The 13,498-nt window shown below is 75.5% G+C and carries 16 protein-coding genes; 7 read left to right on the top strand and 9 right to left on the bottom strand.

What is annotated here, in order from left to right; translation table 11 throughout:
• Positions 1-599: 599 nt before the first annotated feature.
• The 4 genes from ACN9MS_RS08185 to ACN9MS_RS08170 all read right to left on the bottom strand — a co-directional run bounded on the left by ACN9MS_RS08185 (position 600) and on the right by ACN9MS_RS08170 (position 4,554).
• Positions 600-2,192, bottom strand: a complete 1,593-nt coding sequence (locus ACN9MS_RS08185; protein ID WP_426311473.1) for a molybdopterin-dependent oxidoreductase — start codon at positions 2,190-2,192, stop codon at positions 600-602.
• Between the two features lie 43 nt (positions 2,193-2,235).
• On the bottom strand, positions 2,236-2,598 hold the full coding sequence (locus tag ACN9MS_RS08180) for a hypothetical protein (protein WP_426311472.1): 363 nt from the start codon (positions 2,596-2,598) through the stop codon (positions 2,236-2,238).
• 77 nt (positions 2,599-2,675) lie between these two features.
• Positions 2,676-3,680 (bottom strand): DUF6973 domain-containing protein, encoded by a 1,005-nt coding sequence (locus ACN9MS_RS08175; protein WP_426311471.1) that lies wholly within the window; start codon positions 3,678-3,680, stop codon positions 2,676-2,678.
• Positions 3,681-3,744: 64 nt separating this feature from the next.
• Positions 3,745-4,554 (bottom strand): SDR family oxidoreductase, encoded by an 810-nt coding sequence (locus ACN9MS_RS08170; RefSeq protein WP_426311470.1) that lies wholly within the window; start codon positions 4,552-4,554, stop codon positions 3,745-3,747.
• A 281-nt stretch (positions 4,555-4,835) separates the two neighbouring features.
• Here ACN9MS_RS08170 and ACN9MS_RS08165 point away from each other — a divergent pair, with 281 nt between their 5' ends.
• Genes ACN9MS_RS08165 through ACN9MS_RS08150 form a run of 4 tightly spaced genes read left to right on the top strand, consistent with a single transcriptional unit; the run spans position 4,836 to position 8,383 of the window.
• Positions 4,836-5,840 (top strand): putative F420-0 ABC transporter substrate-binding protein, encoded by a 1,005-nt coding sequence (locus ACN9MS_RS08165; protein WP_426311469.1) that lies wholly within the window; start codon positions 4,836-4,838, stop codon positions 5,838-5,840.
• Positions 5,837-6,922: a putative F420-0 ABC transporter permease subunit gene (locus ACN9MS_RS08160; protein WP_426311468.1), complete on the top strand. Its 1,086-nt coding sequence runs from the start codon at positions 5,837-5,839 to the stop codon at positions 6,920-6,922. Before ACN9MS_RS08165 ends, ACN9MS_RS08160 begins: the two co-directional genes overlap by 4 nt.
• On the top strand, positions 6,919-7,824 hold the full coding sequence (locus tag ACN9MS_RS08155; protein ID WP_426311467.1) for a putative F420-0 ABC transporter ATP-binding protein: 906 nt from the start codon (positions 6,919-6,921) through the stop codon (positions 7,822-7,824). The genes ACN9MS_RS08160 and ACN9MS_RS08155 overlap by 4 nt, the downstream gene beginning before the upstream one ends.
• A gap of 25 nt (positions 7,825-7,849) precedes the next feature.
• Positions 7,850-8,383 (top strand): hypothetical protein, encoded by a 534-nt coding sequence (locus tag ACN9MS_RS08150; RefSeq protein WP_426311466.1) that lies wholly within the window; start codon positions 7,850-7,852, stop codon positions 8,381-8,383.
• A gap of 60 nt (positions 8,384-8,443) precedes the next feature.
• On the opposite strand, the gene ACN9MS_RS08145 is transcribed toward ACN9MS_RS08150, so the two are convergent.
• The 4 genes from ACN9MS_RS08145 to ACN9MS_RS08130 all read right to left on the bottom strand — a co-directional run bounded on the left by ACN9MS_RS08145 (position 8,444) and on the right by ACN9MS_RS08130 (position 10,792).
• Complete coding sequence (locus ACN9MS_RS08145) at positions 8,444-8,869, bottom strand: TIGR03667 family PPOX class F420-dependent oxidoreductase (protein ID WP_426311465.1); 426 nt, start codon at positions 8,867-8,869, stop codon at positions 8,444-8,446.
• A 2-nt stretch (positions 8,870-8,871) separates the two neighbouring features.
• On the bottom strand, positions 8,872-9,324 hold the full coding sequence (locus ACN9MS_RS08140; protein ID WP_426311464.1) for a CoA-binding protein: 453 nt from the start codon (positions 9,322-9,324) through the stop codon (positions 8,872-8,874).
• 95 nt (positions 9,325-9,419) lie between these two features.
• On the bottom strand, positions 9,420-9,890 hold the full coding sequence (locus ACN9MS_RS08135) for an anthrone oxygenase family protein (protein WP_426311463.1): 471 nt from the start codon (positions 9,888-9,890) through the stop codon (positions 9,420-9,422).
• Positions 9,887-10,792: an NmrA family transcriptional regulator gene (locus tag ACN9MS_RS08130; RefSeq protein WP_426311462.1), complete on the bottom strand. Its 906-nt coding sequence runs from the start codon at positions 10,790-10,792 to the stop codon at positions 9,887-9,889. Before ACN9MS_RS08130 ends, ACN9MS_RS08135 begins: the two co-directional genes overlap by 4 nt.
• Positions 10,793-10,956: 164 nt before the next feature.
• Between ACN9MS_RS08130 and ACN9MS_RS08125 the strand changes: the two genes are divergently transcribed.
• Entirely contained in the window at positions 10,957-11,907 is a 951-nt protein-coding gene (locus ACN9MS_RS08125) for an AraC family transcriptional regulator (RefSeq protein WP_426311461.1), read from the top strand.
• A 7-nt stretch (positions 11,908-11,914) separates the two neighbouring features.
• Here the strand turns inward: ACN9MS_RS08125 and ACN9MS_RS08120 are convergent, their stop codons facing one another.
• Positions 11,915-12,418, bottom strand: coding sequence for a metallophosphoesterase family protein (locus ACN9MS_RS08120; protein WP_426311460.1), 504 nt, complete (start codon positions 12,416-12,418; stop codon positions 11,915-11,917).
• Between the two features lie 50 nt (positions 12,419-12,468).
• Between ACN9MS_RS08120 and ACN9MS_RS08115 the strand changes: the two genes are divergently transcribed.
• On the top strand, positions 12,469-12,879 hold the full coding sequence (locus ACN9MS_RS08115; RefSeq protein WP_426311459.1) for a nitroreductase family deazaflavin-dependent oxidoreductase: 411 nt from the start codon (positions 12,469-12,471) through the stop codon (positions 12,877-12,879).
• 7 nt (positions 12,880-12,886) lie between these two features.
• Complete coding sequence (locus tag ACN9MS_RS08110) at positions 12,887-13,492, top strand: HhH-GPD-type base excision DNA repair protein (protein ID WP_426311458.1); 606 nt, start codon at positions 12,887-12,889, stop codon at positions 13,490-13,492.
• The last annotated feature ends 6 nt before the right edge of the window (positions 13,493-13,498 follow it).

The following is a 13,498-nucleotide window of genomic DNA, read 5'->3' as shown; positions in this document are numbered from 1 at the left end:
GGCCGCGGGCCGTCAGGCCTGCCCGACGGCGCGGGTCCCGTTCTTCCGGAGGCTCGCCGGTGATGGCCGGGTCGACGCCTGTGCGTCCATGGTAGCCGCCGCCCGGCGGCGCGCCGAGTAGGCGTCGATGTCCCGGGCGACGAGCCACTCCAGCGTGAGGGGCGGGCGAGCGTCGTGCCCGACGGCGGTCGTCGCGGCGCGCGGGCGGGCGGCCTCGGGCGGCGGCGTGGCGAGCGGGGTCGTCGGGCGGTAGCGGGGAAAGCTCGGGGGAACGTACATGGTGGTCTCGCGTCCTGTGCTCGGCGGGCGTCCGGAGGTGCAGACCCGGGTGTCGCGCGGGACTCATCGATGAGCCCGTGGCACGAGACCGGCGACCGTCACGCCCCTTCCCCAGGAGGGAGGGGCGGGAGGCTGCTCGCGGACACCAGGTCGAGGCTGCGCAGGGCGCCGCGAGCCCTCAACAACAGGTGGCGGAGGCGACCCGCGGGCGCGCGAGGACGAGCGTGCTGCTCGTGGGGCGCGCGGAGGTCACGCGGACATGGTGCCAGGGCGGACCCAGGACGGACAACCCCGGGTCCACGGGCCGGACGCCGGTCCCGTCAGCCCACGCGGACCGTGACCTCGTGCCACCCGGACGCGCCGTCGGGCGCGGGCGGGGTGACGTCGGCGGTCTGCGTGCGGCCGTCGGCGTCGGTCGCGCGGACCGTCAGGCGGTGCTCGCCCGGCGTGGCGTCCCACGCGTACGACCACTGCCGCCACGTGTCCGGACCCACGGTGTCGGCGAGCGTCGCCGGGCGCCACGTGCCGTCGTCGACCCGGACCTCCACGCCCGCGATCCCCGTGTGCTGAGCCCACGCGACGCCCGCGACGGTCACGACGCCCGCCGGGACCGGCGCCCCCGCGCGCGGCGTGTCGACGCGCGACGCGAGCTTGATCGGGCCGCGCTCGGACCAGCCGCGCGTCGACCAGTACGCGACGTCGTCGGCGAACGTCGTGACCTTGAGCTCGGTGACCCACTTGGTCGCGGACACGTAGCCGTAGAGCCCCGGGACGACGAGCCGCGCGGGGAACCCGTGCTCCGCGGGCAGCGGCTCGCCGTTCATCCCGACCGCGAGCAGGCACGCCCGGTCGGGGTCGGTGAGCACGTCGAGCGGGGTGCTCGCCGTCCAGCCGTCGGCGCTCGTGGACAGGACCATGTCGGCGCCGTCCTGGACCCCGGCCCGCGCCAGCAGCTCGCGCACGGGGTACCCGATCCACCGCGCGTTGCCCACGAGGTCGCCGCCGACCTCGTTCGACACGCACGTGAGCGTCACGTGGTGCTCGGAGAGCGGGAGCGCGAGCACCTCGTCGAGCGTGAGCTCGAACGGCTCGTCGACGAGACCGGTCACACGCAGCGCCCACGAGGCGGGGTCGACCTGCGGCACGCGCAGCGCGGTGTCGATCCGGTAGAAGTCGCCGTTCGGCGTCACGTACGGCGCGAGCCCCGGGACGCCCAGGTCCGCCCCGGCGGGCACAGCCGGGGCGGGCGTCGCCGGCGGTGGCAGCCGCAGCGCCTCGCGCGCGGCCGTGACGGCGCGCGACCCGGCCGAGACCGCGCGGGACGTCGCGAGCGCGACGACGCCCGCCGCGGCGGCCAGGCCGGTGACGAGGAGGAAGCGGCGCCGGTCCATCGACGCACCCGCGGAGCCGGTGCCCGCCGCGTCGCTGTCCAGGCTGCCAGCGGCCAGAGTCGCCCCCGCGGGCCCGCGCAGCGGAGCCAGCGACGCGCGGAGCAGCAGGATCGCGACCCCGACGCCGACGAGCGAGGGCAGCGCCCACGCGACGCTCGCACCCGGCCGGGTCGCGGCGACGACGGCGCCCACGGCGCCGACGACGCCCAGGAGCACGGAGCCCCACGGCGGGCGGCGCAGCTCGAGCCAGCCCGCGAGCGCCGCGCCCGCGGCGAGGACCACCGCCATGCCGCCGAGCAGGACGGCCTTGTCCGCCGTGCCGAACGTCGCGACCGCCCACTCCTTGACCGGCCCGGGCACGGCGTCGACCACCCCGGCCCCGGCGGCGAACAGCGGGCTGGATCCCGGCCCGACGAGCGCCGCGACGAGCTCGGCGACCGCGAACCCGACCGCCGCTGACACGACGCCGGCGACCGCCGCCCACGCGCCTGCCCGCGCCGTCGGTGTTTCCTCGCTCCTCATGGTGACCAGGGTGCGCCGGGTCGGCGCTCCAGGTCCAGCGGCCTCAGGCGCCGTCGACGAGCCGCGCGTACCCGGGGCGCGAGGCGTCCGGCGCCACGACGGCGGTGCTGCTCAGCAGCGTCCGGTAGTCGCCCGTGAAGACGTCCGGGGACGTGACGAGGAGGCGCACCACCTGTCCCCCGTCCCGGAAGACGAAGAGGTCCGTGCCGCCGGTGAACCGCTCCTTGTCGATGCCGGTATCGCCGACGACGCTCTCGATGTCGTCGACCGTGGTCCCCTCGTGGAACAGCGCGACCTCGTCCCAGGAGAAGTCCGCCGCGTCCGCGAGCGCCAGCGCGGTCCCCCCTTGCGCGGCCTCGATGATCGCCTCGTCGAGCGCCTCCGGAGCACCTTCGATCGTCGGCATGTCGGCTTCCTCTCCGCTGCACCCCGCAGCGACCAGGACGAGGGCGGCGCTCAGGAGCAACGAACGACCGGCGCGCGTCACGAGTCGGAGCTCTCGTCGTTGAACTGCGGATCCTTGCCCGGGAGGGGGTCGGCGGGGCGAGCGTGCCCGGTCTCGCCGACCGCGACCTCGTTCGAGTAGGCGAGGTTCCCCTCCGGGTCGACGACGACCGTCTCGCCGTCGCGGACCGCCTTCTCGACGAGGTCGGCGAGCTGGTACACGTCCGCGTCGGGGTTCTGGGCGGCGATCCGCCGCCCGACCTCGTTGTTGTACAGGTCCATCGCCTCGCGGGCAGGAGGGTTGCCGGGGATCTGCTCGTGCGCCGTCGCGTAGTCCTCGGCCCACGCCTCGCCGTACTTGCGCGTCATGAGCGCGTTCCAGTACGCGTGCCGGAAGGCGTCGTTGTGGTTGTCGTTCTGGTCGCCCGGCTCGAACCGCTCGTCGGCGAGCTCGAAGGCGCGGTCGTGGATGTCCTGGAAGGACTTCAGGGACAGGAGGCTGAGATCGTTGAGCATCGAGGCCTCCTTCTCCGTGATCTGCGGCAGCGGGTCGGTGAACATGCTCGCCGGCCAGTCCGGCTCCCAGTTCTTCAGGACCTTCCCGTCGCTCACCTGGTACCCGGTGAGGATCTCCTCCGGCGTCGCTCGAGCGTCGCCGGGCGCGTGCGCGACGACCGCCATCGCCTGTGGCGACGGAGCGGCCGCGAGGGTCGTCGAGTCGTTCCCGGGTGCGGGCGACGACCCGGCGGCCGGACCCTGGGCTGCCCCGCCCGAGGTCCCTCCCGCGGCGCTCGCCCGCTCCTGCTGGTCCGCCTGGCGGCGCACGTCGAGCCCCGTCTCGCGGACGAGCTCGGTGGCGCGCGCGAGGTGGCGGCGCAGCTCGCCCTCCCAGGACGCGGTGAACGACGCCCCGTCGGGGCCCTGCCAGGCGGCGGACCCGACGACGCGGTCCAGCTCCGCCCGCGTCGCGGCGAGGCTCTCCCCGGCCGACTCGAAGGCCTCCCCCAGGCGACGCAGCGCCGCGACATCCGCTCCGACCAGCACGTTCTCCCCCTCCGACGCGGTCTCGGCCGCTCAACCTACCAGCGCGAGAGGGCCTGCTGGCAGGTCATCCCGCGCGCTTCGGCTCGAGCGGGGCGCGCCACAGGGAGTACGTCGACGCCTGGGCGACGGGGCGCAGGACCAGCGAGTCGATGTTGACGTGGTGCGGGCGCGTCACGGCGAAGGTCACGACGTCCGCGACGTCGTCCGCGGTCAGCGGGTCCACGACCCCGGCGTAGACCGCGTCGGCCCCCGCCTGGTCCCCGTGGTAGCGGTTGAGCGAGAACTCCGGCGTGTGCACGAGGCCGGGGGCGATCTCGATGACGCGGATCGGCTCGCCGACGAGCTCCAGCCGGAGCGTCCTCGCGACCCCGAGCAGCGCGTGCTTGGACGCGACGTAGCCGGACCCGCCGACGTACGTGTCGTGACCCGCGGTCGACGTCATGAGCACGACGTCGCCCCGGCGCGACGCGCGCAGGAGGGGTAGGAACGCCTTCGTCACGCGCACGGTGCCGAGCACGTTCGTCTCGTACATCGCGCGCCACTCGTCGATCTTCGCCTCGTCGACGTGGTCGACGCCGAGCCCGAACCCGGCGATGTTGAGCAGCGCGTGCACCGGCCCGCGCGCACCCGCCTCCGCGACGAGGCGGGCGACGTCCTCGTCCGACGTGACGTCCCCGACGACCGGGTGGGCGCCCGTGCGCTCCGCGACCTCGGCGAGCCGGTCCGCGCGCCGCGCGAACGCCACGACGTCCCAGCCGCGGGCGCGCAGGTACCGCACGCACGCCTCCCCGATGCCCGACGACGCGCCGGTCACCACCGCGCGCAGGGGTTCGGTCGAGGGGTTCTCTGCAGGGATGTTCGATGCCTCCGTCACGACGGACACTCTGCCACGCCGCCCCACGAAGAGGACTAGGCTGGCGGAGGATCGCGGGCCCTGCACTGGCCCGTCGGGGCGGCACCGGATCTGTGCCGCGGGTCCGCGCGACGCGAGATGACGCGTCGGTCCCGGGCGGCGCTCGCCGGTCGGCATCGAGAACGCACCGCCGCAGCGGCGTGCCCGTCGAGGGTTCGTCGCGACGCGCCCGACCCCGGAGACCTCGCCCCGTGCCCCCTTTCCACACACCGTCCCGCCAGTCCGTCCGTCGCGCAGCTCTCGTGCTCCCGACCGCCGCGCTCACCCTCGTGCTCGCCGCCTGTTCCTCGGGCACGACGCCCGGCGACACGCCGACGCCGACCGGTGACACCTCGCCGTCGGGCACCGCGACGGCGACGACCTACCCGCTCACGCTCGACGACTGCGGGTTCGAGGTCACGTTCGACGCGGCGCCGGAGCGCGTCGTGACGATCAAGTCGAGCACCACGGAGATGCTGCTCGCGCTCGGGCTGGGCGACCGCATCGTCGCGAGCGCTTTCGCCGACGGCCCGGTCCCCGAGTCGCTCGCCGACGCCGCTGCGGACGTCCCGGCGGTCGCGGAGCCGCTCTCGGACCAGGTCCCCGGCGCCGAGGCGGTCCTGGAGACCGAGCCCGACCTCGTCTACGCGGGCTGGGAGTCCAACCTCACGGCCGAGGGCGCGGGCGACCGCGAGACCCTCGCGCAGCTCGGCGTCGCGACGTACGTCTCCCCCGCCGCGTGCAAGGCACCCGAGTACATGCCCGACCCGCTGACGTTCGACGACGTGTTCGCCGAGATCACCGAGGTCGGCACGATCTTCGACGCGCAGGACGCAGCCGCCGACCTGGTCACCGAGCAGCGCGCGACGCTCGACGGCGTCGCCCGGGACGACCGCGGGCTCACGGCCCTGTGGTACTCGTCCGGCGACGACATCCCGTACGTCGGGGCCGGCATCGGCGCGCCGCAGATGATCATGGACGCCGTCGGGCTGGAGAACGTCGCGGGAGACGTGCACGACACCTGGACCGCGTTCGCGTGGGAGGAGGCGATCGCCGCCGACCCCGACGTCCTCGTCCTCGTCGACGCCGCGTGGAACACGGCCGAGGCGAAGATCGAGCGCCTCGAGTCCAACCCCGCCACGGCCGAGATGACCGCCGTGCGCGAGGGCCGCTACCTGACGATCCCGTTCCCGGCGACCGAGGCCGGCGTGCGCAACGTCGATGCCGTCGTGGACCTCGCGGCACAGCTGGAGGCGCTCGGCCTGTGACCACGCTGCGCACCCGGCCCGCCCTCGCGCCGCCCGCCCGACGGGACGGCGCGGGGACCGGCGCGCGCCGTGGCGCGGGCTGGTGGGTGCCGGTCGGCGTCGGCGCCCTCGTCGTGACGGTGCTCGTCACCGTGACGATCGGTCCGGCGGACCTCGCGGTCGGCGACGTGTGGCGCTCGGTCGCGACGCACCTCGGGCTCGGCGGGCTGCTCGGCGTCGAGCCGCTCGGGGCGCTCCAGGACGGCATGGTGTGGCAGCTCCGCCTCCCCCGCGTGCTCACCGCCGCGGCGGTCGGTGCTGGTCTGGCGGTGTGCGGCGTCGTCATGCAGTCGCTCACGCGCAACCCCCTCGCGGACCCGTACCTCCTCGGGCTGTCGTCGGGCGCGTCGCTCGGCGCCGTGCTCGTGCTGGTCGCCGGGTGGACCGTGCTCCTGCCGGTCGCGGCGTTCGGGGGCGCCGTGCTCGCGCTCGTCGCGGCGCTCGGCCTCGCGGGGGCGCTCGGCGCCCTCACGCCCACGCGGACCGTGCTCGCCGGCCTCGCCGTGAGCCAGCTCGCGGCGGCCGCGACGAGCTTCGTCATCTTCTGGTCCGCGACCGGCGACTCCTACCGCGAGATCCTCTCGTGGCTCATGGGGTCCGTCGCGGGAGCGACCTGGACGTCCGTCGCGGTCGCGGGCGGCGCGACCCTCGTGCTCGGGACGCTGCTCGCCTCGACCGGCTCCGTGCTGGACGCCTTCACGTTCGGCGACACGGCGGCGTCCACGCTCGGGGTCGACGTCGCGCGCGTGCGCTGGACGCTGCTCGTGGGCGTCGCGCTGCTCACCGGGGCGCTCGTCTCCCAGTCGGGGTCGATCGGGTTCGTCGGGCTGATCCTGCCGCACGCGGTCCGGCTCCTCACGGGTGCGCGGCACCGGCTCCTGCTGCCGTTGTCCGCGCTGTTCGGCGCGACGTTCCTCGTCTGGGCGGACACGCTCGCGCGCACCGTGTTCGCGCCGCGCGAGCTGCCCGTCGGGATCGTCACCGCCGCGATCGGCGCGCCGGTGTTCGCGCTGCTCCTGTGGCGCGGGAGGAAGGCCGCATGAGCGAGGCGACGCGCACGACGACGCAGGTGGGGCGCACGGTCGGCCCCGACGCCGTACGGGACCGCCCCGACGACGCGGCGGCGGGGACCCCGTCCGGCCGGCAGGGCGCGGCGGGGCTCGACGCCGCGCGCGTGTCGTGGTCCGTCGACGGTCGCCTGATCCTCGACGGCGTCGACTGCACCGCCCCGGCCGGCGCGGTGAGCGGGCTGCTCGGGCCCAACGGCTCCGGCAAGTCGACGCTCCTGCGCGTGCTCGCGGGGGTGCGCGCCCCGTCCACGGGGTCCGACGACGCCGCGCACGCACGCTTCGACGGCGCGGACCTGCTCACGATGCCGCGTCGGCAGCGCGCGCGCGTCCTCGCGCTCGTCGAGCAGGACGCGACGACCGACCTCCCGCTCTCCGTGCTCGACGCCGTCCTGCTGGGCCGCATCCCCCACCGCTCGCTCCTCGCGGGCGACTCCGCGCACGACCGGGAGGTGGCGACCGCGGCGCTCGCCCGCGCGGGGATGGCCGCGTTCGCCGAGCGGGAGGTCGCGACGCTCTCGGGCGGCGAGCGCCAGCGCGTGCACCTGGCGCGCGCGCTCGCGCAGGAGCCCGCGCTGCTCCTGCTCGACGAACCGACCAACCACCTCGACATCGCCGCGCAGCTCGACACGATGCGCGTCCTGCGCGACCTCGCCGACGACGGCGTGACCGTCCTCGCCGCGCTCCACGACCTCAACCTCGCGGCCCAGACGTGCGACCACGTCGTCGTGCTGGCGGACGGCCGGGTCGTCGCCGCGGGCGACGTGCGCGAGGTCCTGGTCCCCGACGTGCTCGACCCGGTCTACGGCGTGCGGTGCGAGGTGCTCACGCACCCGCGCACGGGCCGGCCGGTGCTGACGTTCGCGCCGCAGGACTGAGCGCCCGTTCGCGTACCCTCGGCGGGTGCGCCTCTCCCTGGTCCCCCGCGCCGTGCGGACCCTCGTCGCGACCGGTCTCGTCGCGACGTGCGTCGTGCTCCTCCCCGGCTGCGCGGTGCTCGACGGGCGCTCCCCGTTCGACACCTCGAACGTCTCGTACGCGGACGTCGAACGGGCCCTGCCCGCGGTCCAGGACGCGCTCGACGAGGCCGACCTCCCCGTCGGGGCGAGCCTGTACACCGGTTCCAGCAACTGCGAGGGTGCGTGCGACCTGGGCGTCGGGGTGAGCCTGCTCCCGGCCGAGGACGCGCGACGTCCCGACCTGCGCCCGGACGCGCTGGCCGCGGTGCTGGTGGTCGTGCTGCCCGAGGTGTCGGGCATGCCGGTCTACGTCAGGACCGGGGTCTCCGAGGACGGCGCGGACCTCGACCTCGATCCCGCGGCCCGGGCCCTCGGACTCGACGAGTCGCCCTTCTCGGTGTCGATCGGCGAGGTGCGCATCCCGAAGGACGAGCTCGACACGGCGCTCGAGCTGGCCGTCGCCCGCCTCGATCGCTGACCGCGGCCTTCCAGGTCGTCCGTTCACCGGAGCGGACCGACCCGGAACGGCGTCGCTCGCTCAGTAGCCGCGGAGGCGCTCCAGGCGGACGCGCACGGTGACGGAGTAGTCCTCGTGGAAGCCGTCGGGAGTCGTACCGAGGCCGCGGATCCCCTGGTCGTACTTCGCGTCGTACGCGGCGCGCTCGTCGGGCGAGAGGCCGGCGTCGTCGATCGCGGCGGTGCCGGTGAGGACGACGACGTCGTCCCCCGACCGCGTGCTGTTGAGGTGTACCGCGACGCGGTCGTTCCCGCGGACGTTGCGGAGCTTCGCGGTGCGCGGCTGGGACTTGACCACGACCTCGTCGGCGCCGTCCCACAGGAACCACACGGGGGTCGGCTGCGGGGCGTCGTGCGGGTCGACGGTGACGAACCACAGCACCGGCTCGTCGGTGAGACGGGTCGCGGCGCGCGAGCCCAGGTCGGACGTGGTGTCGATCGCGGTCACGGTCACGTCTCCTTCGTGGTGGTGGTCGCGGCGAGGCGCGGCAGCTCGATGGCGGGGCAGCGGTCCATCACCATGTCGAGCCCGGCCTGACGGACGCGGCGAGCGGCGTCCTCGTCGATCACGTCGAGCTGGAACCAGACGGCCTTCGCGCCGATCGCGACGGCCTGGTCGGCGACGTCGCCCGCGAGCTCGGAGCGCACGAACACGTCGACGACGTCGACGGGGAACGGGACGTCCGCGAGCGTCGCGTAGCCCAGCTCGCCGTGCACGGTCTCCGCGGACGGGTGGACGGGGACGACGCGCTTGCCGTGCTGCTGGAGCACGCGCGCCACGCCGTACGCGGCGCGCGACGTGTTGTTCGACAGGCCGACGACGGCCCAGGTCTCGGTGCCCTCGAGCACCCGACGGATGGTCTCGTGCTCATCGGCGGGCACGGCCGCTGTGACGTCGCTCATGTCGTGCGCAACCGGGCCCCGGCCGCGGCTATTCCGCGGCCGAGGCTCGGAACGTCTCGGCCGTCTCGGGCGCCTCGGGCGGGGCGCGCCGGGGGTCAGACGAGGGCGAGCGCGAGCAGCGCGGTCGCGGCCGCGCCCGCGACGGTCCGCACGTGGTTCCATGCGAGCCAGCGCGGGAGGAACGCACCCCACGCGGCGGCGAGGTCCGCGGGCCGGGCCGCCGCCGCGTCGAGGCGCTCGTTGAGCGGGACGTTGCCCACCGCGGTCACGCCGAGGATCCCGACGAGCGCGACCACGGCGCCCGCGAGCGCCCACCCCGCTCCGGGCGTCCCGCCGACGAGGCCGACGACGGCCGCCGCCGCGGGCACGAGCACGCTCGCCGCGAGCAGGAGCATGAGCGGGGGTCGCAACGCGTCCCGGTTGATCGCGACCATGGCCGCGGCGCCGTCGGCGGCCGGGAGGCGGCGCAGGCCGCCCATCACGAACGTGGAGAACGCGAAGAGCACCCCGCCCGCGAGCCCGGTCGCGACCGCGCCCGCGACCACGAGCGCGGTGAAGGCGCTCACGACGACTGCCCGGAGGTCGACGGGACGGGCACCGACCAGGTCGCGGCCTCGCGCGCGGCGAACTCGCGGAAGTCCCGCGGCTCGCGGCCCAGCGCCTGCCGGACCCCGTCGGCGACAGGGGTCCCGCGCCCGTCGAGCACCTCGGTGAAGAGGTAGCGCATGAGGCCCACGACGTCGTCGGGCAGCCCGATCGCCCGCAGCCCCGCGACGAACTCGTCCATGGTGATCGGCACGAACCGCACGTCGCGCCCGCTCGCGGCCGCGATCTCCGCCACCGCCTCGGCGAACGTGATCGCGCGCGGCCCGGTGAGCTCGTAGACGCGGCCGGCGTGCGCGTCGTCGACGAGGGCCGCGACCGCCACCTCGGCGACGTCCTCGAGGTCGACGAACGGCTCGGCGACCCGGTCGACCGGCAGGGCGAGGACGCCGTCCAGCACGGGCTCGAGCAGGAAGCTCTCGCTGAAGTTCTGGTCGAAGAACGCGCACCGGACCACGGTGCGGCCCGGGAACGCGTCGGCGACGAGCACCTCCGCGCGCTGCGCCTCGACCTCGCCGCGACCCGAGAGCAGGACGAGCCGGCGCACGCCCGCCTCCCGGGCGAGGGCCGCGAACCGGGCGACGGTCTCCGGGGAGCCCGGGACCGCGAGGTCGGGCACGTACACCACGTACACCGCCTCCGCCCCGTCGACGGCGGGGCCCCACGTGGTCTCGTCCTCCCAGTCGAAGCGGACGGCGCCGGAGCGGGAGGCGCGCCGCACGGGGATCCCGAGCGCGTCGAGGCGGTCGGCGACCCGGCGGCCGGTCTTGCCCGTCGCGCCGAGGACGAGGACCGGGCCGGGTGCGGGGGCGTCGTTCGGGACGTCGGTCGGGGCGTCGGTCGGGCGCGGTGTCGTGGCGCTCATGGCGTCTCTCCTGTCGAGGTCTGGTGCGGGGACGAATGCCAGTCAACCGGGCACCGACGAGACGCGACATGGCTCTGACGCTCGACTCCATACGCGATCGTCTCCGGCGACCGCGCCGTTCCGGTGCCTGGTCGCGGACACGGGACCGTGCGTACCCTGACCGGATGGACGTCGTCGCCGGGCTCCTCGACGGGCCGCGCGCCCGCGGCGCCTTCCTCCTGCGCAGCCATCTCCGCGCCCCGTGGGGCATGCGCATCGAGGACGAGGCGCCGCTGACGATCGTGCCCGTGCTGCGCGGGTCGGGCTGGGTCGGGCCGGTCGTGGGCGACGACGGCGCGGACCCGGGCGAGCACGTCGGGACGGGGGACGTCGTCCTGCTGCGCGGCCCCGACCACTACGTCGTGGCGGACGCGCCGACGACCGCGCCGCAGGTCGTCATCGGACCCGAGTCCGACATGTGCCGTGCGGTCGACGGCGGGCCCTCCCCCATGACGGTGCTGGGCGTCCGCTCGTGGGGCAACGACCCCGGCGGCGAGACCGTCATCATCACGGGCACGTACCCGCTCGACGGCGAGGTGGGCCGCCGCGTCCTGCGCGTCCTGCCGCAGCGCGTGGTGCTGCGCAGCGGCGACGTCGACGGGACGCTCGTCGAGATGCTCGCGCGCGAGGTCGTCCAGGACCTGCCCGGGCAGGAGGCGGTGCTCGACCGGCTCCTCGACCTGCTCCTCATCTCCTGCCTGCGCACGTGGCTCTCGCGCGACGACGCGCCCGGCTGGTACCGCGCCGACGCGGACCCGGTGGTCGGGGCGGCCCTGCGCCTCATCCACCACGACCCGGCCCGCGCCTGGACCGTCGACTCCCTCGCGCGGGAGGTCGGGCTCTCGCGCGCGGCGTTCTCGCGCCGCTTCACCGCGCTCGTCGGCGAGCCGCCGATGAGCTATCTCACGGGCTGGCGCCTCGACCTCGCCGCAGACCTGCTGCTGGAGCCCGACGCCACGCTGACGTCGGTCGCACGCGCGGTCGGGTACGCGTCGCCGTTCGCGCTGAGCGCCGCGTTCAAGCGCGTGCGCGGCGTGAGCCCGGCCGCGCACCGGGCACGCGCGGGCGCCGCCTGAGGGGGGCTCAGCGCGGCACCGGCACGAGCGCGACGTCCCGGAGCACCCCGTCGTCGGCGACGGCCGTGAGGACCGTGCCGACCGGCTGACGACGACGGTCCGTCGGCGACCCAGGGTTGAGCAGCCGCAGCCCGCCCGGCGACGTGGTGTCCCACGGGATGTGGCTGTGCCCGAACACCAGGACGTCCGCGTCGGGGAACGCCGCGTCGGCGCGGCGCTCGCGCCCCTGCTTCGCCCCCGTCTCGTGCACGACGGCGAGCCGCAGCCCGTCGACCGTCGCGCGCGCCACCTCGGGCAGGCGCGCGTGCAGCGCAGGGCCGTCGTTGTTGCCCGCGACGCCGACCAACCGGGCGGCCCGGGACTCCAGGGCGTCCAGCAGGTCGACGCTCACCCAGTCGCCCGCGTGCACGACGACGTCGGCGTCGTCGACCGCGCGCCACACCTGGTCCGGGAGCACCCGCGCCCGCACGGGGACGTGGGTGTCGCTCAGCAGGAGCAGGCGCGTCGGCACGGGTCTCACGATAGGTCGCGCGGGCGGGCCGCGCCGGGCCACGATGGGGCATGCCGATCCCACGCTGGGTGACCCGCAGCAACAAGCGCCTCCTCAACCCCGTGATGCTCCGCGTCGCGACCGGCGTCGGGCCGATGGCGGTGGTCCGGCACGTCGGCCGTCGCAGCGGTCGCGCCTACCGCACGCCGGTCTTCGCGTTCGCGTACCGCGCGTTTCCCACCGAGCCCGTCCGCGTCGTCCTCGCGCTCACGTACGGCCCCGACGTCGACTGGGTGCGCAACGTCGACGCCGCGGGCGAGTTCGTGCTGGAGCGCCGGGGCGAGGCGTTCCGCGTCGAGGACGTGCGACGCGTCACGGGCGAGGACGGCCTGCGGCTCCTGCCCGGCTGGACGAGCGCCGTCCTGCGCCGCACCGGTGTGGACGAGTTCCGGACCGGACGCCTGCGCCGTGCGCTGCCATGATGGGGTCATGACCGACCAGCTCTGGATCACCGGTGACCCCGACGCGGACGCGCTCCTCAGTGACGACGCGTTCGCCCTCCTCGTCGGCATGCTCCTCGACCAGCAGTACCCGATGGAGCACGCGTTCGCGGGACCGCGCAAGATCCGCGACCGCCTCGGCTCCATCGACCCGCGCGCGGTCGCGGAGGCGGACCCCGACGCGTTCGTCACGCTCGCGACGACCCCGCCGGCCATCCACCGGTACGGGCGCTCGATGGCGGCCCGGGTGCAGGACCTGGCGCGCGTCGTCGTCGACGAGTACGACGGCGACGCGACCCGGATCTGGACCGCGCCCGGCGTCGGTGACGACGGGACGGCAGCACCGACCGGCGCCGAGGTGCTCGCGCGCCTTCGCGCGCTGCCCGGGTACGGCGACCAGAAGGCCCGCATCTTCCTCGCGCTGCTCGGCAAGCAGCGCGGCGTGCAGCCCGCGGGGTGGCGCGAGGCGGCGGGCCACTACGGCGACGAGGGGTCGCGACGGTCCATCGCCGACGTCACGAGCCCGGAGTCGCTCGCGGAGGTCCGCACGTTCAAGAAGGCGCAGAAGGCCGCCGCGAAGGCCGCGAAGGCCTGACTCCAC

The organism is Cellulosimicrobium sp. E-16 (assembly GCF_049913115.1).
Lineage (GTDB): Bacteria > Actinomycetota > Actinomycetes > Actinomycetales > Cellulomonadaceae > Cellulosimicrobium.
This window is presented reverse-complemented; position numbering and strand designations above follow the sequence as displayed.